The 21,936-nt window shown below is 60.7% G+C and carries 15 protein-coding genes; 10 read left to right on the forward strand and 5 right to left on the reverse strand.

Annotated elements, in window-relative coordinates:
- Positions 1 to 528 precede the first annotated feature (528 nt).
- Positions 529 to 3,132, forward strand: a complete 2,604-nt coding sequence (locus NTZ43_13440; GenBank protein ID MCX5768218.1) for a M1 family aminopeptidase — start codon at positions 529 to 531, stop codon at positions 3,130 to 3,132.
- A gap of 854 nt (positions 3,133 to 3,986) precedes the next feature.
- On the opposite strand, the gene NTZ43_13445 is transcribed toward NTZ43_13440, so the two are convergent.
- Positions 3,987 to 5,273, reverse strand: a complete 1,287-nt coding sequence (locus NTZ43_13445) for a Xaa-Pro peptidase family protein (protein ID MCX5768219.1) — start codon at positions 5,271 to 5,273, stop codon at positions 3,987 to 3,989.
- 127 nt (positions 5,274 to 5,400) lie between these two features.
- Between NTZ43_13445 and NTZ43_13450 the strand changes: the two genes are divergently transcribed.
- Positions 5,401 to 6,720: a M20 family metallo-hydrolase gene (locus tag NTZ43_13450; protein ID MCX5768220.1), complete on the forward strand. Its 1,320-nt coding sequence runs from the start codon at positions 5,401 to 5,403 to the stop codon at positions 6,718 to 6,720.
- Here NTZ43_13450 and NTZ43_13455 read toward each other — a convergent pair whose 3' ends face one another.
- Together NTZ43_13455 and NTZ43_13460 are read right to left on the reverse strand one after the other, a co-directional pair.
- Positions 6,721 to 7,704: a TerC/Alx family metal homeostasis membrane protein gene (locus NTZ43_13455; GenBank protein ID MCX5768221.1), complete on the reverse strand. Its 984-nt coding sequence runs from the start codon at positions 7,702 to 7,704 to the stop codon at positions 6,721 to 6,723.
- Positions 7,705 to 7,752: 48 nt separating this feature from the next.
- Positions 7,753 to 8,124, reverse strand: coding sequence for an arsenate reductase (locus NTZ43_13460; GenBank protein MCX5768222.1), 372 nt, complete (start codon positions 8,122 to 8,124; stop codon positions 7,753 to 7,755).
- Positions 8,125 to 8,353: 229 nt separating this feature from the next.
- On the opposite strand from NTZ43_13460, the gene NTZ43_13465 reads away from it, so the two are divergent.
- Positions 8,354 to 9,238, forward strand: a complete 885-nt coding sequence (locus tag NTZ43_13465; protein MCX5768223.1) for an alpha/beta fold hydrolase — start codon at positions 8,354 to 8,356, stop codon at positions 9,236 to 9,238.
- Positions 9,239 to 10,082: 844 nt separating this feature from the next.
- Here NTZ43_13465 and NTZ43_13470 read toward each other — a convergent pair.
- On the reverse strand, positions 10,083 to 12,320 hold the full coding sequence (locus NTZ43_13470) for a bifunctional YncE family protein/alkaline phosphatase family protein (GenBank protein MCX5768224.1): 2,238 nt from the start codon (positions 12,318 to 12,320) through the stop codon (positions 10,083 to 10,085).
- Between the two features lie 771 nt (positions 12,321 to 13,091).
- Here NTZ43_13470 and NTZ43_13475 point away from each other — a divergent pair.
- Positions 13,092 to 14,129 carry a dienelactone hydrolase family protein gene (locus tag NTZ43_13475; protein ID MCX5768225.1) on the forward strand — a complete coding sequence of 346 codons (1,038 nt, stop codon included), beginning with the start codon at positions 13,092 to 13,094 and terminating at the stop codon, positions 14,127 to 14,129.
- Here NTZ43_13475 and NTZ43_13480 read toward each other — a convergent pair.
- Complete coding sequence (locus NTZ43_13480; protein ID MCX5768226.1) at positions 14,116 to 14,427, reverse strand: hypothetical protein; 312 nt, start codon at positions 14,425 to 14,427, stop codon at positions 14,116 to 14,118. The two genes, NTZ43_13475 and NTZ43_13480, sit on opposite strands and share 14 nt — an antisense overlap.
- 23 nt (positions 14,428 to 14,450) lie before the next feature.
- Between NTZ43_13480 and mnmG the strand changes: the two genes are divergently transcribed.
- From mnmG to NTZ43_13510, 6 genes are all read left to right on the forward strand, one after another.
- On the forward strand, positions 14,451 to 16,361 hold the full coding sequence (gene mnmG, locus NTZ43_13485; protein ID MCX5768227.1) for a tRNA uridine-5-carboxymethylaminomethyl(34) synthesis enzyme MnmG: 1,911 nt from the start codon (positions 14,451 to 14,453) through the stop codon (positions 16,359 to 16,361).
- 26 nt (positions 16,362 to 16,387) lie between these two features.
- Positions 16,388 to 18,406, forward strand: coding sequence for a hypothetical protein (locus NTZ43_13490; GenBank protein MCX5768228.1), 2,019 nt, complete (start codon positions 16,388 to 16,390; stop codon positions 18,404 to 18,406).
- Positions 18,407 to 18,656: 250 nt separating this feature from the next.
- Positions 18,657 to 19,397, forward strand: a complete 741-nt coding sequence (locus tag NTZ43_13495) for an SIMPL domain-containing protein (protein MCX5768229.1) — start codon at positions 18,657 to 18,659, stop codon at positions 19,395 to 19,397.
- A gap of 103 nt (positions 19,398 to 19,500) precedes the next feature.
- Positions 19,501 to 20,280 (forward strand): AAA family ATPase, encoded by a 780-nt coding sequence (locus tag NTZ43_13500; GenBank protein MCX5768230.1) that lies wholly within the window; start codon positions 19,501 to 19,503, stop codon positions 20,278 to 20,280.
- Positions 20,281 to 20,377: 97 nt separating this feature from the next.
- On the forward strand, positions 20,378 to 21,316 hold the full coding sequence (locus tag NTZ43_13505; GenBank protein ID MCX5768231.1) for a ParB/RepB/Spo0J family partition protein: 939 nt from the start codon (positions 20,378 to 20,380) through the stop codon (positions 21,314 to 21,316).
- A gap of 110 nt (positions 21,317 to 21,426) precedes the next feature.
- A complete protein-coding gene (locus tag NTZ43_13510) occupies positions 21,427 to 21,927 on the forward strand; it encodes a hypothetical protein (protein ID MCX5768232.1) in 501 nt (166 codons plus the stop codon).
- Positions 21,928 to 21,936: the final 9 nt, after the last annotated feature.

Raw genomic sequence — 21,936 nt, forward strand, 5'->3', positions numbered from 1 at the left:
CGGTCCGGCCGGAAGCCAGATTGGCGGGAAGGCTACTGCGGCACCATGCTCTAAAAAGCCGTCAAGCCGCGCGCGCACAACCCGACGCATGTCGTGATCTAGGAGCCCAGAAAGAGCCAGCCGTCTGAGTGCGTTGTGAACCTCACCGACACTAATGCCTATGGACGCACCGATTTTGCTAATAGGCTGCCGCACTCGTATCGCAAGTTCAAGAGCGACAACGAGATCAACTGGCTTTAGTGATGGTTGTTTCGGCATAATGTTCACGATTCATGAATCTTACAATTACTCGATAGAACTGTCTAGTACCGTACGTAACATCAAGCACTTACATGATTTCACGGCTCTACACACTCCGTATTACCCGGATTGGGTAGCAGACGCCGGTGCTCGCCACTTATAACGCTCGAGTGGCAGCGCAGTTCAGTGTTCTTGTGGCTCACCTGTCGGTCCCGAGGGTCAACAAAACGGCTGTCCTCCAGAAGGCTTCTCTTCCTATAGATTGCCAAAGCCTCCACTGAGACGACCATGCGCTTTCGCTTCATTCATCTCCTGTTTGCCCTCACGGCCGCCGCGTTTTCCGCCGAGCCAGCTTACTCCCAGGGTGCTCTCGACGGCCCAGGCGTCTCGCTCCCGCTCGCTCGGCTCCGCGCGCACACCATCCGTGACGTCAAATACGACCTCTCCCTCGACGTCACCGCACGAGATTCCGCCGTCGGGACCGTCTCCATCCGGTTCGACTACCTCGACACCGGCGACGTATTACTCGATTTCCGCGGCCGACGGGTACTCAGCCTTCAATCCAACCGGCAGGCCGTGCCACTCACGGCCTGGAATCGCGCGCACATTCGACTGCCGGCTCGCTCACTCCACGCCGGCTTCAATACCGTCGTCGTTTCCTTTGTGAGCGAGATCGCCCCGACGGGCGCCAGTATCATTTCCGCCCACGACCCAGACGGTAGCGACTACCTCTACACGCTACTCGTCCCCAGCGATGCCAATCAGCTCTTTCCAAGCTTCGATCAGCCCGACCTCAAGGCGCGCGTCACCTTTCATCTGACCGCCCCGCGGGGCTGGACCACCATCGCGAATGGTTCCGAGCAGCGAGCCGACAGCACCGCCACGACGATTGCACATCACTTTGCCGAAACGCGGCCGCTGAGCACGTACCTCATCGCGTTCGCCGCAGGCCCTTGGACACGAGCCACGAGTACCGCGAACGGTCGAACGATCAACGTCTTTGTCCGAGCCTCGCGCGCCAAGGAAGCAGACCTCGACACGCTGCTCGCGCTCAACCAGCGTGCCATCAGCTGGATGGAACAGTATTTCGCGCGGCCCTATCCCTTTGAGAAATTCGATTTCGTGCTCGCCCCTGCCTTTCCGTTTGGCGGCATGGAACACCCAGGCGTGGTGATGTACAACGAAAATTCTTTCATTTTTCGGGAACGTCCAACGCTGCCGCGTCGCTTAGGTCGATTCTCCACCATTCTGCACGAAGTCGCACACCAGTGGTTTGGCGACCTCGTTACGATGAAGTGGTTTGACGATCTCTGGCTCAAGGAGGGGTTCGCCACATACATGGCAGCCAAGGCGCTCGCGAGCATTGAGCCCAACAGTGGTGCGTGGAAGTCGTTCTATCAGTCCAATAAACCAGCCGCCTACGGGGTCGACCAAACCACCGGGACCAATCCCCTATGGCAGGAGCTTGGCAACCTCGACCAAGCCAAGAGCAACTACGGCGCTATCGTCTATAACAAAGCGCCAAGTGTACTCAAGCAACTCAACTTTCTGGTCGGCGAAGCCGCATTCCAGAAAGGGGTGCGGGCCTTCCTCGGAAAGTTTGCGTACGCCAACGCCACCTGGCAGGATCTCCTCTCCGCCATCGGAAAGGCGTCCTCGAAAAATTTGACCGTGTTTGGGAAGAACTTTATGCTCCGGCCGGGCATGCCGGTGGTCGAACAAAAACTGACACTCGCCGGCGGAAAGATCGTGTCGCTCGAACTCACGCAGCGGCCCGCGCAGGCACTCAGTGGCGACGCGCCGTGGCCGATGCGCACGGAACTCTTGCTGGCCTACGACGATCCGACGCCCAGCGTTCGCCTGTCGGTGGACCTCACGGCAAAGACAACCGTTGTGCGCGCGGCGGCGGGCAAAAAAGCGCCGCGTTTTGTTTTTGCAAACGCAGACGATTACGGCTATTTCCTCACGCTGCTCGATTCCAATAGCGTCGCCGCGCTCGAGCATGGCGCCATCACGACCGTGCGCGATCCATTGCTCCGCACTATGCTGTGGGGCGCGCTCTGGGATCTCGTCCGTGACGCGCGCCTAGAGCCAGCCCGTTTCATTCGCCTCGCCTTACGCGATCTGCCGCGTGAACGTGACGAACAAATATTTCCGAATGTCTTGGGCCGACTCACGCGCGCCTTCACCGCCTATGCGTCCGACTCCGTGCGGAGCGAACTGCGTCCTCAATTAGAGGCGATGCTCTGGCAACAACTGGGCGATCGGACGCTCGCATACGGCCTACGGCGAGCGTGCCTAGACACATACATCGGGCTCGCGACGTCGCCAGACGCCATCGGGAAGTTGATCGTGCTCTATGCGGCGGACTCGGTGGTCGGCGAGCCGGTGCGCGATCCGACGCGATGGGAAATCGTGAATCGTCTCATGGTGCTCGAACACTCTGACGCGTTGCGCGTCCTGGCGGTACAGAGTGCCCGCGATACGACCGCGGACGGAAAGCGCCGCGCGTTCGTCGCGGGGGCTGCCCGACGCACAGCCGAGGCAAAGCGGGAATACTTTACGCGGTATTTCAGTGATGCCGCACTCAACGAAGAGTGGGCCAGTGGCTCGCTCGGCGCCTTCAACGCGCACGAACACGCGGCGCTTACCCTGCCGTATCTGCGGCCCGCGCTCGACTCACTTCCGTTTGTTCAGGCCAACCGCCGTATTTTCTTTTTGGGCAGTTGGCTGAGTGCATTTATTGGCGGACAATCTGGAAGCGACGCGCTCGATGTTGTTCGGAAGTTTCTCGACGAGCACCCCGCACTTCCTCGCGATCTTCGCCAGAAAGTGCAACAGACCGTCGATGAACTCGAACGAACCGTACGGATCCGTCGTCGATTCGGTTGACCGTTACGGCTTTGCGGCGGGAACAAACAACCGTGGATCGACCCACCCTTGGTCTGTTCCCACGCGCGCCGCGCGCCAACCGTTTGTCGAAGGACCAAGCAAAACGCGCTGCGACGAATCGATCATACGTACTTCGTCACCGTTGCGACCCGGTTTATCCCGGAGCCGAACCCACGTGGTCGCACGCCAGTAACTCCAACTCGAATCAGCCGCAGGCCGCACCGGTTGCGTGGCTCTCTGCGCGTCTGGCGCGATAGCGGGAGCTGGCACGGAAGCGGGAGTTGTGGCTGGCGCTGTCGCCGTCTTGGGTGGCGCGATCGGCGCAGTCTTGGGCACCTCAACCTTCGGAGGGGCAGCCTGCACAACGGCTGTGGCGCCGCGCGAACGACTCATCAGCGCCGGAGTGGAATCCACTGGCGTTTCTGGCGGGATGTTTTCGCGCGACCCGCCGACCGAATCCAATGATGCCGGTGCGGCTGACGCACCAGGATTCATGTCTGGAGCGACCGTCGGCTGATTCGCAACGGCCGAGTCGCGTGACGTGCTACTGAACTGTGTAATCGCGAATCCGCCAACCAGTATCAAGAGAATCACACCGCCAGCCAGCATAAGCCCGCGCGCGGACCGTTTGTTGGGACTTTCCGGCCCAGCGTGACAATTGGGACACACGCCGATGGCTGAGGGCCGCAACACACCGCACCCCTGGCATCGCACGGTTTCCGGTCGCTTGGCTCCCGGTGCATAGGATACCAGCGGCGTCTGGCACCGCGGACACCGCGTGGCTCCGACGAGCGTTTTCGCTCCGCACGCTGCGCACAGGCTGTAGGCCATTTGGGATTCCCGTTATGCCGCGCCTACGCAGCGGCGAACGGTTTCTCCAGACTGGGGGATTGTGGTGTGAACAATTCCGCGCCGTTTTCCGTGATGAGCATATCATCTTCAAGGCGAATCCCGAACTCTCCTGGAATATAAATTCCTGGCTCATCGCTGAAGGTCATCCCGGCCTTCAACGGCAGCGTGTTGCCGCGCACAAGGTATGGCCACTCGTGACCGTCCATCCCCATTCCGTGCCCAACGCGATGAGAAAAATATTTATAGTCGGGACCAAAGCCGGCATCCACAATCACCTTGCGCGCGGCGGCATCCACGGCTTCGCAGGGCAATCCCGGACGGGCCGTCTTCACGGCCATCGTTTGCGCACGATGTTCGATTTCAAAGACGTCGTTCATGCGTTGCGTGGCCTTGCCGAGGACAAAGGTGCGTGAAATATCAGAACTGTATCCCTCGACCTTACATCCGCCGTCGATCAACAGAATAGAGCCCTCTCGCACCACCTGCGGCGTGGCAGAACCGTGCGGCAGTGCGCTGAATTTGCCAACCTGCACGCCGGCCGATCCATCAAAACCCAGTCGCGTGTGAGCCGCGCTTACCAGCGAAGCAAAATCATTTTGGCTCATGCCTTCTTTCAGAGATTTCCACGCCGCCTCATAGGCTTTCAACGTGACCTGCGCGGCCAAGCGCATCAGTGCGATTTCATGTGCGTCTTTGATGGTGCGACAGCCAGCCGTGACGGGCGTACCGCTCACCACCTTGACGCCCGGGAGATGTGCCGTTCCATCAGCGAAAACGAAGCGGACAGTTTCTTCCGCGCCAATGGTTGCGGTGGCGAGGCCACGCGCGCGCAATCCTGTCGCAATAAGCTCCCAGGGATTCTCGTGCTCTTCCCACGGATACACCTGCGCGTCTTTTCCGAGCGGCCCGAGGTGCGCTTGTTCCATCGCGCGCTCTTCTTCGAACTTTGGTGTCACTAAAAATGCTGCGCCATTCACTGGGATGACCGTCGCCAGCATCCGCTCACTCAGCCCCCAGCGGATCCCCGTGAAATATTCCATGGAGGTGCCGCCGTTCAGCATCAGGGCGTCAATGCCGTTCGCTTTCATCAGGACGCGCGCTTTTTCAATGCGCCCCCGACGCTCGTCGACTGAAATCGGCGTGGCCAAACTCCGCATGGATTTCAGTGCCTTGATCGCGGGCGGCAGATCATCGGCGCTCCGTTGAGCCGCGCCAGCGGGACGTGTACCCACGGCCACTCCAACGGTGGCAGCGGCAGCGGACCCAAGAAAGTCGCGACGTGAAGACATGGCAGCCTTAATCCGAGGATAGTAGTGATCTTCCTGCTCTGAAGATGGGGCGAATGATACCTTGGGAGCAAATGCACGGGGTCGGCGCCCCTGTCCGACCGCTACCCAGCACCCCTATGTTTGCCCGATGCAACGTCGACACTTTGTTCGCCTGGCAGCCCTCGCCGCGTCCTCCGCCGGCATCCCGAAGTCGTGGCGCGACCTCGCGCACCTCCGCGCCACCCCGTCGGTCAACGCGGCTCGCCTGAACGCCCATTTGCTGACCTTGCGCCAGTTCGGGAAGAACGAGGCGGGGGGGATATCTCGCATCGCCTACTCTGCAGCCGATCTCGGCGCGCGCGACTACGCGAGGCAGCTGATGCGCGAAGCGGGGCTGACCGTCCGAACGGACGCCGCGGGCAATATTTTCGGTCGGCGCGCGGGCAGCGACAGTCGGGCCACCCCCATTCTGTTCGGGTCGCACGTGGATTCTGTGCCGGACGGCGGTAACTACGACGGGCAGGTCGGGTCGATGGGCGCTATCGAAGTGGCGCACGCCCTGCAGGACGCTGGCGTGGTCACGCGACATCCGCTCGATGTGGTCATTTGGCAAAACGAAGAAGGGGGCACATGGGGCAGTCACCTCGTCACGAGTGACACCACCGACCGTGAACTTGCCACCGTCGCCACCAGCGGCAAGACGATCCGCGAAGGCCTTGCCCTCCTCGGAGGCAACGTCGAACAGCTGAGCGCCGCGCGACTCCGGAGCGGCAGCATTCATGCCTATTTCGAGTTGCATATCGAACAGGGCGGTTTGCTAGACAAGGCCGGCATTCAGATTGGTGTCGTCGAAGGCATTGTCGGACTGCGGCAATGGGAAGTGACAATTCAGGGCGTGGCTAACCACGCTGGCACGACCCCCATGCCTGAGCGACACGACGCGATGCTCGCCGCCGCCCGTTTCACGGAAATGGTCAACCGTGTGGTCACCAGTGAAGCCGGGCGACAAGTGGGAACCGTCGGCCGCATTCAGGCATTTCCGGGTGCACCCAATGTCATCCCAGGAAAGGTCGTCTGCACGTTGGAACTTCGTGATCTCGATGATCCGAAAATTGAACGGCTCTTCCGGTCGGTGCAGCGAGAAGCGCAGGCGATTGGCGTGAAAAACGGGACGACCTTTGCGTTCCGTGAATTCGTCACGCACGAGAGTGCGCTATCGGATCCGCGTCTGCGCACGATCATCGGCGACGCCGCGCGCCGGCTTGGATTTTCGACCATGAGTTTGCCGAGCGGCGCTGGCCACGATGCGCAAAACCTCGCACGCATCGGGCCGATGGGGATGATCTTTGTTCCGAGCGTCGCGGGCATTAGTCACGCGCCAGCGGAGTTTTCGGCGCCGGACGCGATTGCGCGTGGCGCCGATGTTTTGCTGGCGACGATCCTCACCGCCGACACCACGACGTTCTAGTTACGAATGGCGCTTTTGTCGCCGGTCCGCAACAACACTCGCCAACGATCCGGCAAGCAGAATGCCGGCGACGATTGCAAGCATTCCAAAATTCTGCGCTTCACCAAACCGCTCCGCAATCCACTTGGCGGCCAGCATCTTCACGCCGACGATGCCGAGAATCACGGCGAGTGAGATCTTCAGATAACGGAATTTCTCAATGAGCCCAGCGAGGCCAAAGTAGAGCGACCGCAGACACAGAATCGCAAAGACGTTCGAGGTGAAGACGAGAAACGCATCGGTCGTGATGGCGAAGATGGCTGGAATAGAATCCACGGCAAACACAAGGTCCGTCGTTTCCACCAACACCAGCGCCACAGCAAGTGGCGTCAGGCTCCACTTGCCATCCACCACAAGCGCGAAGCGTGATCCGTGAAATCCACGCGTCACTGGGAAGTGCCGCGTGAGCCAGCGAACCACCCACGCTTCTTCGGGCTCTTCTTCCTTCTCTTTTGCCACAAGCATCTTGATGGCCGTAAACACCAGGAAGGCGCCGAAGAAGTACAAGATGCCGTGGTAGCGCGCCACCAACGCGGTTCCACCACCAATCATGGCGCCACGCATTGCCAGCGCGCCCAGAATTCCCCAGAAGAGCACGCGATGCTGCAGCGTCTTGGGAACTTTGAGATGCTCGAACAGCAACGCAATCACAAAGACGTTGTCCATACTCAGGCTCATCTCAACGATGTAGCCAGTCACAAACTTCACCGCCGCTAAGCGGCCATCGTTCATCTGACCGTCAACGGCATCGCGAATGAGGCCAAGGCCGTTCCAGTGATTCTCGTAGGCTTCGTAGATGAAGCCCGCAAATCCAATGGCCAGCGCTACCGTCATGGCGGTAAACGCAAGGGCTTCGCGAATGGTCGGCGCGTGCGCGTTCTTGTTGAACACCCCGAGGTCGAGTGCCAACAGCATTGCCACAAACGCGAGGAATCCAATCCACATGAGAATCACGAAACCGTTCCGTGCTCGAGGTCGCGACCACTAGGACGACTAGCCACGCTTGGCCGCCTCAATCCACTGTTCCCACTCTGCCGCCGCATGCCCAATGGTCACCTTCTGCTGCCATCGCACCAGCGGCTGCACCAGCACGAGCGGTTCGGCAACAAGGGTTTCCATCCACCGCTCGTCGCCGTAGCGGACCACGCCAAGTCCGAGATCTTGATACCGACGCGACTGTTTGTCGATGAGCGCCGTCAGCCCAAACCGCTGCGCGAATCGCTGTAACTCCCCTTTGCTCGCCGCGCGCTCCTTGAGGTCCACAAAATGCACTTTCACGCGGCGCTCGGCGAAAAATCGCTGCGCCTTTTTGGTATCCTGGCTTTTGTTCGTGCCAAAAATCTGAACTTCCATCGAGAGTGGCATCCCGGAGACTATGCGATGAAGCCCTGCAGCAACTCCGCTACTATTATATCGCGGCGACAGCTCCGCTGATGCCTGCGGAATGCTAACGGTCGTCCTCCTCTTCTCTCCCCGTCTTATTCTCGTGCGGTAGCCGATGCCTGAACTGGAATCCGGATTTCGCCCTGCGTGGTGGCTCCCAGGTCCCCATCTCCCAACAATTTGGGGGAAACTCGGCCGACGGCGTCCTACGGTGCACGACCGGCTTGAGCGCCTGACCACCCCCGATGGCGATCACATCACCCTGGTGCGAATGGGGCAGGCACGCCCCGGTGTTCCCCACCTCCTCGTGCTTCACGGACTGGAGGGCAAGGTCAATGCGAAGTACGCACACGGCCTGCTCGACGAAGCGCGAGCGAGGGGATGGAGTGGTGATCTCATGATGTTCCGGTCGTGTGACGGCGAGATCAACGCGGCGCGGCGGTTTTACCACTCCGGCGAGACGACCGACATCGATTTCGTGATTCGCGCACTGATCGCCCAAGAGCCAGCGCTACATCTCGTGCTCTGCGGTGTTTCACTTGGCGGCAATGTCACGCTCAAGTGGCTTGGCGAGCAGGGCTCGTCACTGCCGCAGCAGGTGAAGCGGGCCGCTGCCGTGAGTGTGCCGTACGACCTAGAGGCCGGCGCCGTCTTTATGGAGAAGGGGTTTGCCCGCCGATATGTCCAACACTTCCTCGACACGCTCACGGAAAAGGCGCTCAAGAAGCTCGCGCTTCACCCTGGGCTCTTTGACAAAGAACGACTGTTAGCTGCACGCACATTTCGTGACTTTGACGACCTTATCACCGGTCCCTTGCACGGATTTATCGATGCGCACGATTACTACACAAAATCGAGTTCGATCGGGTTTCTTGACGGGGTGGCGGTAGACACCCTCCTGCTCAACTCCAAAGATGACCCATTCCTTCCTATTTCAGTCTTGGAAAAGGTACGGAAAATCGGTGCCTCAAACACGCGCCTTCATATTGAGTTTTCGCAACGAGGTGGGCATGTGGGCTGGGTGGAAGGACAACCATGGAACCAGCGCTATTACATGGAAGAAAGAGTGATCGAGTGGCTCTCTGGGGTGAAGTAAGTCTTTGGCTTTCATTGCAAGCACCGTGCGCCTCATAGTTGTGCTAACAGCATACCAATAAAGAAGATACCTGTGATTGTTGCATGATATTAAGGCGATACTCCATGGCCATCGACTTGATGAAACAGTGGCGATGAGAATGAGTATCAATCTCGACAGTGACTGTTGCAGGGGTGCATGAGGGGTACTGAAATAAATAAATATACTTAGTATATCTATTTATGACTCTCGCTCAACTCGCGATCGCCTCGCGATCTTCCGTTGCTTGGCTCAACAACGCGAGGCGACTCACCGGTCGCCGAATCCACCGCACGCCTAACGGGGCTCGGTGGTGGGGAATGATCCGGATACTCAATAGCGAGCTCGGAATTTCGCTCGGTTCTTCTGTGATACTGGCTGACACCATCCTTGGCGCACCCCACACCACGCACCGGGTACGCATTGCCGCCAGTACAGACCACTCCGTTGCGCTTCATTTCGACCTTGAGCGGTTCCACTCCACGGCTAATGCGGCCCTCGCCGCAGCCCTTGCCTTCTCGCAGCCGAAGTCGCGAGGGCGCCCCAAGCGGGCGAGCGCCGAGCGCGCACGTCCGCGAATGGCCCCAATCTCAGATGTATGGGTGATCCGCGTTGAGGATTCGCCGGCGGCACTAGAGCGGCTCTCCCATCACCTAAAGGAGTGGGGAGCCTACCCTCGCGGCATTGAAGGTGGGCTCCCATTCATCATGGACGCGGCCACCCTCAAGGCCGTGCCAAGGCTCGCACTCTCAACAACCGAGAAAGGGCCAATCGACGTGCTGGTGACGGGGCCTTCGCCGCTCGGAGACCCCGTACCACAACCTCTTTAGCGGCGCTTCGTTGGTGCGCGCGGAGCGCGCGGCGCGGCTGGCGCTACCTCGCGGCGGCGCTCCACGTCTTCCCGCTGCTCATCGTCTAGATCGGAGCTCAACGGAAAGAAGACCGACCGACGAACGCCAGGGAACGGTGTCCCCCAGCCCCGCGCGTCGTGCCAAAGAATTTCATTCAGCCGGTCCGATGGCGCGGCATCTGGCTCACGAAAATTCATCTTTCCACTCGCCAGCGCGGCCTTTCGTTGCTCCGCGGCGTTCGGACCCTTGATGGCCCCAACCTTCACGTTTGTTTCGTGGAGACTCTGCGTGGGCATCAATGCCGAATACGGCGTGAAGTCTGGCTTTTCTGCCGGTGCCAAAAAACTGGCCCGCATCGGGTTCGCCACGAGATCAAACATTGAAAGCGCCGGTAATCCGAGCATCAACTCAATGGTTTTTACCATCGACGGCTGGCCGTAGAACGTGCTGTCAATCACGCCACGCCTAGCCCACGGACTCGCCACCAAGGCCACTGTGCGGTGGCCATCTATATGATCAACGCCATTCTGGGCATCATCCTCGACCACGAGAATCGCCATGGAGGGCCAGAAGCTCGAGTGGCTCAACGCCTCGACAATCTTCCCGAGCGCCAGATCGTTGTCGGCCACACACGCTTTCGGCGTACACCATCCGGCGCGCGTCCCCACCGTGTGATCACTCGGCAACACCATCATCACGAGATTCGGCATCTGTTTTGCCGTTTCCCATTCCTTGAGGTGCTCAAGCACCACGTCGGCCTTCACCACATCAGGCACTTCAAGCGTCCACCCTGGGTATTCGCGCACCAACGCGCGGTCCAGTGATGGGATCTCGCTCGTCGTTCGATACATCCCTCGCAGCGCATCTCGAAAGAACGCAGGGCGATGGGGCTGCGAGTCTCGGTACTGTTCCAGTAAGCGAGTGCGAACGCTGCTGACGGAATCGCGCGGCGAGGGAGCGTACTCGCCAAAAACAGAAACCGTCTTGCCCTTCGCCTGCGCTGCCTCCCACAAAAATCCACCCGAACTGTACGCGAGGGGATCGTTCCCTTCACTTGGATAGCTGCGTCCAAAATACAGCGGCCAGTAGGGATACTCCGTTTCGTTCGCCTGCGTCAGCCACTGGTGTCCGTCAGCGCTATTGCCGCCTGTCGCAAAGAAATGATCCAAGAGCACGAATTGCTCTGAGAGCGCGTGCGCATTCGGGGTAACATCGCGCCCATACATTGTGAGATTGGCGTCGCTTGCGCCCTTGCCCATATCACCGAGCACCTGATCGTACGTCCGGTTCTCGCGAATCACGTACACGACATGCGAGACGCGGCTTGCTTCGTCGGGACGTTCTGGCACGGGTTGCGCCGCAAGACCGCGACGTGGCGTCACGTCGACCGCCGCATCGCGGGCGAGTGACAGCCGATTGTTCTGTGCCACCGAGGTGGTGTACGCGGCAAGTTCCGCTGCGGCCGGCACGGAAATCACATTCACAGATCCACGATTCGCGTGAACAAATCCGCCGCGTTTTCCGGGATGACCTGAGGTTTCGCCGAGGCCGGATCCAACACCGAGCAGTGTGCCGACGGCGAGCGTCGTGCCGTCCGCACTCACGTCAACGGCGTTGGGATACCAACCGGTTGGGATCAAGCCGCGGAGGACGGCACGGTCTGTGGTTCCTGCCGACACATCAAAAACAGCCACAGCATTAATGCCACCGAGCGCCACGTAGAGCGAGGCGCCATTCGGTGCGAGGGCGACGGCCGTAGGGGCGAGGCCGATTTTGCGTTCATGAAACGGTGACACGCGAATCGTTCCGCGCACCGCGTTGGTGCGCGTATCCACAACGGTGATGTCATCCGAGTTGCCGTTCGCGATGTAGAGGAGATTGCGCGCCTTGTCCCAGGCGATGCCGGTTGGATGAAGACCCGCCATCAGTGTGTGGGTGGTTTGCATTCGGTTGAGGTCAACCCGCACCGCCGATCCACGAACCGCAATTCCGCGCGCATCCACTCGCACACGCTCGATGCGTGGATCGCAACACTGCGTGGCGGCTCTGTCACGCGACGTTGGTTTGTCGCCGCCGAACACCGTCACCCAAGCCGTCGAGCCGTCATCACTGATCACGGCGGCAATCGGCAGCACTCCGAGTGATACGGCGCCGAGCAACGCGCCATCATCCGCGTCGACAATCGCCAGCCGGTCATTTGCCGGCAATGGCACGACCACTGGCCGGTGGCCCGTCGCATTTTTGGTGCGTGCAACCGCTGGCGCGCCAGCCATATAGTCGCCCACTGATCCAGAACTGAATACACGGGGGGCAGGGAGTTGTGTTTCTGGCTTTGGCGTAGCGTTGCCGGTTGTCACGCCAGGGCGCGTGAACCCTGCGAGTTGCGCGATAACCTTCGCGCTCGCTGGAACTGCGGTTCCTGGAAGCCGCGATGTGGCCAGTGTTCCTGGCAGCTTCCCAACGGACGAGACGTATGCACGGCGCGTCGATGGGTCATAGGCGACCCCCTGTACGCCAGGGCGACCATCAAAATCTCCGCGCGCGACGAGTTTATTGTCTCGCCAACTCATTAGATACGCGCCACCTTGGCTCGCGATCCACACCTCCGACGGTGTGTCGCCAAATCGTACACCATAGACACGGTCTTCGAACACGCTTTGCACGCCAGCCGGCGTGACGCGCTGAGCAGTGGCAATGACGCCAGAATCGGGAACGGAGCGCCGAGGCTGCGGAGGCACGGGGGTCGCGGCAGCGGCCTGAAAAAGCATAAGTGCAAGAGAAATCATGCCCCAACGATACAGCGACAGCTGAGTTCTGCACGAGCCCTAAGGTCACGACTGTGTTTCGGCCACCGAGGGTTCGGCGGCCTTCGGTTTTGCCGCGAACTGGCTCCCGCCCACAAGCGTTCCGTTGACGCTGGGTGCGAGTTCGTGCATCATCGTGAGTACCCTATCATCCGGTTTCCCCCAACCGAGGAGTTTCTGATGTCCCTTCGCTCTGTCGCTCTGTTTATTGCCGTCGCGTTTGCCTCCGCTTGCTCCGTTCAGCGCTGGCAACCATCGAAGTCCTCGGCAATGGATGAGCACATGTCCCATATGACCGCGGTGGACATGGCCGCAGGCTCGGGCGCAGCTCGCGCAAACACAGCGGCGCCTCAGGGAACCCCAGGGTTGCCAGCAAGCGCCGCGACGGCCGCCGCACGCGTATCGGGTTCCCCGCGCCACGCCGAATGGGTGAAAATCGCGTGGGAGCCGGGATCCAGCGACTCCCTGATGGCGTGGATTGTGTACCCGATGACGAAGACCAAGGCGCCGGTCGTCGTCGTCGTGCACGAAATTTTTGGCCTTTCCACTTGGGTTCGGTCTGTGGCCGACCAGTTTGCCGCCGAGGGGTTCATTGCCATCGCCCCCGACCTGAACTCACGGGTGCGTGGCGGACCGAGCACCACCGAACTGTCTTCGGATTCGGCGCGCAAGTTGATCGCGGGCGTCAACTTCACCGATCGCAACAAGGGCATTTCCGCCGTGGCCGCGTACGCCATGAGCCAACCAAGTGCAGAAGCGCGCTATGGCGTGGTCGGCTATTGCTGGGGCGGTTCAACCGCATTCGGCCACGCGGTCTATAACGGCAAGGGGCTACGCGCTGCGGTCGCCTTCTATGGACTGCCGTTTACGCGCCCCCTCACCGACTCGACAGGGAAGGCCGTGGGCGTCGAAGTGATCGCCGATTCACTCGCGAAGATTACCGTTCCCATGATGTTGCTGAACGGCTCCGCCGATCAGCGGATCGCGGCGGCGATGCCGGAGTTAGAGGCCAAGATGAAGGCGCTCAAAAAGGACTACCTCGGCAAGAACTACGAAGGCGCCGTGCACGGTTTCCTTCGCGCTCAGGACGATGGGCCTGCTCCGGGACAGCAGGCAAGTGCAGCTACGCAGGCCGCACAGGCAGCGAACCTCGCGGCCACCAAGGACGCGTGGCCGCTCACCGTCTCATTCTTTAAGAAGCACCTCAGTTCGAAGTAGTCTCGCCGGCGCCGCGCGCGCCGCGCACGAAGACTTCGATCCACTCAGGCCAATTGCCGCTTAAGTCAAAAAAATCCTCAAAGTGCACTAACCCTGCCGTCTCGAAGGCGGCAAGGAGTGCATCGAACCCCGCATCGTCAAACACCGGACCGATAGCAATCAGCGGTCCTTCGACGCGAAACTCCTCGTCGGTGAGGGTGAGCGCGCGATCAACGTCGGCGCGGGTAAACCCGGTGCGCTCGAACGCTTCTTTGCGGACAAGCAGGGTTGGGGCGCTGTTGGTAAGTGAAAGTGGCATGCGCGCACGATAGCTTTCCGGTAATGAACGCCACAAGGTACGAAGCACAATTTGACGTTGTTGTGATCGGCGGCGGCCACGCGGGAACCGAGGCCGCCGTCGCGGCGGCGCGGTCGGGAGCGGCGGTCGCACTCATTACCAGCACCGTCGAAACGATTGGCCAGCTGTCGTGTAACCCGGCCATCGGCGGCGTTGCCAAAGGGACGGTGGTGCGCGAAGTGGACGCCTTTGGCGGCGTGATGGCCCGCGCAACCGACCTCGCCACTATTCAGTTCCGCATGCTCAACCGCGGCAAGGGTCCGGCGGTCTGGGCCCCGCGTGCGCAGTGCGACCGTGGTCTGTATCGGCGCGCCGTGCGTGGACTTGTCGAAGCTCAGCCAGGCGTCTCCGTGGTGCAGGGCACCGTGCAGCGCTTGCTCTTCGAGGCCGGCGGTTCGACGGTCTGCGGCGTCGAGACTCTCGAGGGGCGTTGTTTCGGAGCGCGCGCCGTCGTTATTACCACCGGCACCTTTCTTCGCGGTCGTATCCACATTGGCACGGAGACTCGTGTCGCTGGTGGACGTGCTGGGGAAGCGGCAACCACGCACCTCGCGGAACAGCTCGCCGAGATTGGTCTTACGGTCGAACGATTCAAAACCGGTACGCCGCCCAGAATCGATGGGCGGTCGGTGAATTATTCCGTGCTCCAGCAACAGGACAGCGAGCTCGCCGACTTCCGATACCACTGGTCGTTGTTCTCGGGGGATCGCGTCGGCCAGCATAACGATCCGCCGTTGCCGCAACTGCCCTGTTGGATCGCCTTTGCCGAAGCTCCAACCAAGGCGATTGTCGCCGCGCACATTAATGAGTCCGCGATGTACGGTGGCGCCATCGGCGCCCGTGGCCCGCGGTATTGCCCGTCCATCGAAGACAAAATTGTGCGCTTTCCGGACGCTGAACGACACCAGTTGTTCCTAGAACCCGAAGGGCTCGACACGCACGAACTGTACGTCAACGGGCTATCGACGTCGCTCCCGGCTGCCGTCCAGATTGAAATGTTGCGCTCGGTCACCGGCCTCGAGCGCGTCGAGATGACGCGCGCCGGATACGCGATTGAGTACGACTATTATCCGCCAACGCAGTTGCGTGCGAGCCTCGAAGTGCGCGCCATTGCCGGATTGTTCTTTGCCGGACAGATCAACGGAACGACCGGATACGAAGAGGCTGCGGGGCAGGGAGTGATGGCCGGCATCAATGCCGCCGCTCGAGCGCTTGGCCGTGAACCGTTGATCCTTGGCCGCGAAACGTCTTACATCGGTGTGTTAATCGACGACCTCGTGACCCGAGGGGTTGATGAACCATACCGGTTGTTCACCTCTCGCTCGGAATTCCGTCTCACGGTGCGACAGGACAACGCGGTGCGACGGCTCGCCTCTGTGGGAGTGGCGCGCGGAATGTTCACCGACATCGAACGGCAGACCATTACCGATCGACTGGACGCGGAAGACCGCGCACTTGTCTTGTCGCGCGAAACGAGTGTACGGCCGGAGCAGGTGTCCGCGTTACTGGAAGCCGGTGGCTCGACGGCGCTCCCACACGCCATGCGCGTTTCTGAAATTGCAAAACGCAACGGCGTGAGCCTTGCCGCACTGTTCGCGGCGGTCGAGGTGGGAGCCTCGCTCCCACGCGAGGTGCTCGACACGGTCGAGCTTGAACTTAAATACGACGGCTATTTTGCGCGTGAGCGTGTGGCCGCCGATCGACTGCGTCGCATGGCGCAGTTTCCGCTTCCGCCGGATGCCGTGTACGAATCCATGCGATCCCTATCGATGGAGTCGCGACAGAAACTCGCCGTTCGGCGCCCAACTACTCTGGCGCAGGCGGCTAACATACCGGGCGTCAGTCCGAGCGATCTCCAGAACCTCATCATGGAGATTGAACGATCGCGCGGCTAATCGCCGTTGTCCTCGCGCTCCTGGGCGTGCTGCCGATCGCCAACTGGATCGGCGGCGGCGCTGTGGATCCTGCGTATGCGCGACGATGGTCAGAGTGGGGATATGGCACCGGCATTTGTGTTGGCGTTGCCATTATTGCGGCGATCCTGGCACGGCGTGACCCCGTACGCCGCTGGTTCTCGCGTCGCGCAGACGATGCCGCGGGCGCACCATCAGCGATCGCTGCGCACCCAGACGAATCGGTGTTCACGCTCGCCACCGCTTCGCTGATGGCGTTCGCACTCTATGCGGGAGTGGCCCACTGGGTCTTTTCCGCCGCGCCTCTCTTGATTGACGAACTCGTGCAGTTGTTTCAGGCGCGCATTTTTGAGTCTGGACAGCTCGCACTCCCCGTCGCCGCGCACCGTGAGTTCTTCTCGGTGCTGCATGTGGTGGACATGGGCGATCGCGTGTATTCGCAGTTTCCCCCTGGGTGGCCATCCATGCTCGCTCTCGCCGATGGCGCAGGCGTGTCGTGGATGGCCGGGCCTCTGTGTGGCGCGCTCTCCGTGGCGCTCTTTGCGCGCCTGGTGCGCCTCATTCAGCCGTATTCGTCGCGCGCCTTCGTCCTTGGTGCGAGCGCACTTTTTGCCGCCGCACCGTTCGGCGTTTTTCAATTTTCCTCGCACATGAATCACGGGCCGGCCCTGATGTGGCTCCTGGTTGCGCTCGTCGCGGTAGGCGAGTTGCTGCGCGCGCGCGGCCCCGTGTGGGGGCTCGTGATTGGTTTGGCCTTGGGAGCGGCTGCCACGATACGACCGCTGGATGCCTTTGCTTTTGCGTTACCGATTGGCGGCTGGCTGCTCTGGCGTGCGCTCTATGTACGGTCGCATGTAGATACAGCGAGTGTCGCGCGCGCGCGCCGCGCCTTCTGGCTTTCCGGAGTCGGTGTGAGCATCCCCATGCTCGCGATGTTTTATGTCAACATACAAACCACCGGATCGCCACTTGTGTTTGGATATGAGGTGCTCTGGGGAAAAGCACACGGTCTTGGCTTTCACGCCGCTCCATGGGGCGCGTTGCACACGCCGGCGAGAGGGTTGGAGTTGTTGTCGCTCTACGTCACGCGCCTCCAGACGTATCTGTTCGAAACACCGTTTCCCGCAGTAGCACCGGCCATCATCGCGTTGGCCTTGGCCGCGCCACTGGGCGCCCTCGACCGTTTTCTGCTCATCTCGTCTGCCCTGCTCGGCGCGCTCTACTTTGCGTATTGGCATGACGGATTCTTTCTCGGCCCCCGTTTTGTGTTTGCGTGGCTGCCGGTGCTGGTGCTTTGGACGGTGCGGCTTCCCGGTGTCATTCGCGCGCGCTGGCCGGTCACGCGGAGCATCGAGGCTCGGGCTGCACTCACCGCATTCTTTGCGGCGGGGATTGTGATGACTGTCGGGTTTTCACTGCCCGTGCGGATCACGCAATACCGAAGCGGGCTAACGTCGATGCGCACAGACTACGCGCGGTCGGCGGCGGCGGCGGGCGCTGGCGGCGCTCTTGTTTTTGTGCGGGAAAGTTGGGGGGCGCAGTTGATTGCGCGTTTGTGGGCGGTTGGCGTTTCACGAAGCGCCACCGCGGCACTCTACGCCGGGGTGGACGCCTGCCTGCTCGAGCGCGGGTTGCAGCGCGTAGAGACGGCGGAACTCCGGGGCGTGGACGCCGAGCGTTCGCTGACCCCACTCCTTGTGGATTCATCGCGTGTCCGGTCGAGCCCTTGGAGTCCGGACAGCACGGAAAAATTCTTGCGCGGCGCTCGCTACGACGCAGTGTGTGTCGCTCGCATCAACCAGGACCGTGAGGGGTATGTCCACTTAGCCCCCTTGCTGCTCGAGCGGACGAGCCGGAACCTCTATGCGCGCGACTTGCACAGCCGAGATTCTTTGTTGCTCCAGGAGCACCCCGATCGACCCGTGTTCTTGTTACGTCGTCTTGGGACGAACGCGGACGCGCCCCTGCAGTGGGCGCCACTCCGCCGCGACTCGTTGTTCGCGGCATGGCGGCGCAGCGAGCCGTAGCCCACGGAGTCGTCAACACCGTAGCGCGCCGGGTCGCCAGCCGGATCGCCAGCCGGATCGCCAGCCGGATCGCCAGCCGAGTCGCCAGCGCCGTATCCCGCACCGCGACCGTGCCCGCGCATCCGCGCGCCCAATTAAGTTCCAGATTGATACTATTAAAATCTCCAGCCTTTACACTGGACCGAACGACTATTGTATATATCGCCAATATTTAGTATCAAATAGTTACTTATAATCCCCAGGAGAGGCCATGACCCGTCTTCGCGTATTCCATGCAACGCTGCTCGCCTCTGGCGCATGTCTGCTTCCCTCCATTGGCCGGGCCCAGGGCGGCAGTCCTTCGCCTCAACCTCCACAGCTGTCGGTCACCGCGTCCGCTGAGGTTGAGGTGAAGCCGGACCAGGCAACATTGACCCTCACCATCGAGGGCCGTGGCAGCACCGCCGCCAAGGCCGGTGCAGAGACTGCGCAAAAGGCACGCGCTGTGATCGACACCGTAAGGGCCCTTGGGGTGTCCGGTGAGCTTATAAAAACCCTTCGCCTCGACATCTCACCTGAATACAGCTACCCGGGGGAGGGTAAGCCTCCTCGGCTCACCGGATACGTGGCGCGGAACTCGATTCAAGTGGAAGTCCGCACTATCGACCAAACGGGAGCGCTGATTGACGCGGCACTGGCCAAAGAAGCCTCTGGCCTTGGGGGGCTACTGTTTAGCAGCTCAAAGGCGAGCGAAGCAAGGCTTCAAGCACTCGCGCGCGCTGTAGCCAAGGCACGAGAGGAAGCGGCAACCATGGCCGTAGCTGCAGGGGGAGCTCTCGGGGGACTCCTCGAAATGAACGCGAGTCCGGCTCCCGAAGCTTTTGAGCAGGCCTCCGCTGACTACCGTGTAGCGAGGATGGTCGCTTCCCCGCCTCCCGAAACGCCGGTTTCTCGCGGTCTTCTAAAGTTTTCCGCATTCGTGAGCGGAAAATGGGTGTTTATCCCCAGGTAGGGTGTGGATTGTTCCACGTGGAACAACCGTGCTTGCCACGGGTTGGGGGGACCGGTAACTTCTTCGGTCCCCCTCTCTGTTTCCCAAAACAACGGCACCGGCTGTGGCTCGAGTCATTGCAATCGCAAATCAAAAGGGTGGAGTTGGTAAGACAACCACCGCAGTAAACCTGGCTGCTAGTCTCGCCGCCGCCGAACAGAGGGTGCTCCTTGTAGACGGGGATCCTCAAGGCAACGCGTCGAGCGGCATTGGCCTCGACAGAGACTCCTACCTTGGCACCGTCTACGACGTGTTGCTAGAGCCAACGACTATTGAGTCGGTCATCAAGCGAGAGGTGCAGTTCAAGCACCTCGATGTGTTGCCCGCTACTCCGGATCTCGCTGGAGCGGAAGTCGAACTCGTCTCGAAGACCGATCGTGAACTTTCGATGCGGCACGCGCTCGAAATCGTCCGAGGGAACTACGATTTCATTCTTATCGATTGCCCTCCGTCGCTTGGATTGATCACCGTCAATATGCTGGCGGCAGCGGATGCACTCCTGATTCCCCTGCAGTGCGAGTACTACGCGCTCGAAGGGCTTTCACAGTTGCTCAACACCGTGCGCCTCGTGCAGCAGGGCGTGAACCCAACGCTGGCAATCGATGGTGTGCTCCTCACGATGTATGACGCGCGCCTCAACCTCTCGCGCCAGGTCGCAGCAGACGCACGCGAGTACTTCGGCGAAAAGGTGTTCCGAAGCGTGGTTCCCAGAAATGTCCGATTGGCAGAGGCCCCTAGTTTTGGAAAGCCAATCATTCTTTACGATGTCGCGTCTGTGGGAGCTCAGGCGTACCTGGGTGTGGCCAATGAGGTGATTGAACGATCGACATCAAAGAGGCCGTAACTCTTTTAACCACAAATAGTTACGGTGCAATACTGGGACCTGTCGGTCGTTCAATCTTGATTCTTTTAGCCGTTCAATAATTTTCGCCGGTAATATTATGTCAACTGATAAAACGCGGCGGCTTGGCCGCGGCCTCGAAGCGCTCCTCTCTCCGCGCCCTCCACAAGCTGAGCCTGTTCAGCCGGCGCGGCCCTCTGGTGAAGAGACGCCTAAGCTCGGGCTACGCCAGATTCCGCTCTCGCAGATTCGCCCAAATCCGTTGCAGCCGCGCAAAGAGTTCAATGCCACCGAGCTCGCGGATCTTGAGGCGAGCATTCGAGCGAACGGCTTATTGCAACCGGTCACGGTGCGCACCGCTGCGAATGGCTACGAGTTGATTGCCGGCGAGCGGAGATTCCGTGCCGTGCAGCGAGTCGGATGGACGGAGATTCCCGCGATTGTTCGCGGTGAAGCGGATGTGGATGACAAGGCCGCGCTCACACTCGCGCTTGTCGAAAATCTACAGCGCGCCGATCTCAATCCAATTGAAGAAGCGGAAGGATATCAGCAGCTCATTGCGCAGTTCTCGCTGACACAGCAAGAAGTGGCAGAGGTCGTTGGCAAGGATCGCTCAACGGTCGCGAACGTCCTGCGCTTGCTGGCATTACCGGCGGCAGTACGACGGATGGTCCGCGAAGGACAGTTGACGCTCGGACATGCGCGCGCACTCCTCGCGCTCGGCGACGATCATCGAATGCTCGAACTTGCCAAGATCGTGATCGCAGAAGGCTTGAGTGTGCGTGATGTCGAGCGTCGCATTCGTGAGTCCGGTACGGCGCGCACTCGTGCCGGAGCCGCCCCGAGCGCCACTCCCGAAACCAAGCGCCCAGCAGAGGTCGTCCGTATTGAAGATGAACTTCGGCGCCACCTCCAGACGGATGTGAAAATTCACCTGTCTGCACAGGACAAGGGCGAGGTACGCATTGCGTTCTATTCCACCGACGACCTTGAGCGTGTGCTGGACATCCTCCTGGGCGCGTCGAGAGAACGCCTGTGAGTGATCGCGGGAGCGAGTCCACGTCACACCGCCACGGGAACATCTTCTCTCGTCACTCGGGAGCGATGTTGATTCACGTGCAGCGGGAAAACGGACTTGCCCATCGCACGATGTCGCTGCGTCCCTGGCAGGTACAGTTGCTCCGGGTCGCGCTGTCGCGGTGGTTCGTGGCGATCCTTGCCATTGCCGTTTGCAGTTGGGGGTACTTCGCTGTTCAGGCCGCGCGCGTGGCGCTCGTGTCCCGCCGCTTGGTGGTGCTGGAAGCGGACGCGCTTCGCCTCGATACGCTACAGCGCGCGCTGACCCAGTTACAGCAGCGCTACGATCAGGTGCAGAAAATGATGAGCGCCCAGAACGGCGCACGAGGCGCGGGCGCCGGATCACCGACGCCCACACCGCCGACCGCCACTGCACTATCAACGGTAACGCGCGACAGTACAAAGCGAGTTGCCGGAAACAAGAGCAAGCCTGACACCACGGCCGCGCTCGCGGTGCTCAAGCGAACAAAAAGTGCCGCGGACACTCAGTTGCCTCCTCGCCGAAAAACACAGAACGATTCCGCGTCCGCCGAACGAAAAACAAAAACCGATAGTAGCGCCAGAAAACCGTAGCGCCTACGC

It is taken from the genome of Gemmatimonadota bacterium (assembly GCA_026387915.1).
Classification (GTDB): Bacteria; Gemmatimonadota; Gemmatimonadetes; order Gemmatimonadales; family Gemmatimonadaceae; genus Fen-1231.

Coding starts and splice junctions, on each gene's coding strand:
- NTZ43_13440 (MCX5768218.1), top strand. CDS start 529: ATGCGCTTTCGCTTCATTCATCTCCTGTTTGCCCTCACGGCCGCCGCG.
- NTZ43_13445 (MCX5768219.1), bottom strand. CDS start 5,273: ATGTCTTCACGTCGCGACTTTCTTGGGTCCGCTGCCGCTGCCACCGTT.
- NTZ43_13450 (MCX5768220.1), top strand. CDS start 5,401: ATGCAACGTCGACACTTTGTTCGCCTGGCAGCCCTCGCCGCGTCCTCC.
- NTZ43_13455 (MCX5768221.1), bottom strand. CDS start 7,704: ATGTGGATTGGATTCCTCGCGTTTGTGGCAATGCTGTTGGCACTCGAC.
- NTZ43_13460 (MCX5768222.1), bottom strand. CDS start 8,124: ATGCCACTCTCGATGGAAGTTCAGATTTTTGGCACGAACAAAAGCCAG.
- NTZ43_13475 (MCX5768225.1), top strand. CDS start 13,092: ATGTCCCTTCGCTCTGTCGCTCTGTTTATTGCCGTCGCGTTTGCCTCC.
- NTZ43_13480 (MCX5768226.1), bottom strand. CDS start 14,427: ATGCCACTTTCACTTACCAACAGCGCCCCAACCCTGCTTGTCCGCAAA.
- mnmG (MCX5768227.1), top strand. CDS start 14,451: ATGAACGCCACAAGGTACGAAGCACAATTTGACGTTGTTGTGATCGGC.
- NTZ43_13495 (MCX5768229.1), top strand. CDS start 18,657: ATGACCCGTCTTCGCGTATTCCATGCAACGCTGCTCGCCTCTGGCGCA.
- NTZ43_13505 (MCX5768231.1), top strand. CDS start 20,378: ATGTCAACTGATAAAACGCGGCGGCTTGGCCGCGGCCTCGAAGCGCTC.
- NTZ43_13510 (MCX5768232.1), top strand. CDS start 21,427: ATGTCGCTGCGTCCCTGGCAGGTACAGTTGCTCCGGGTCGCGCTGTCG.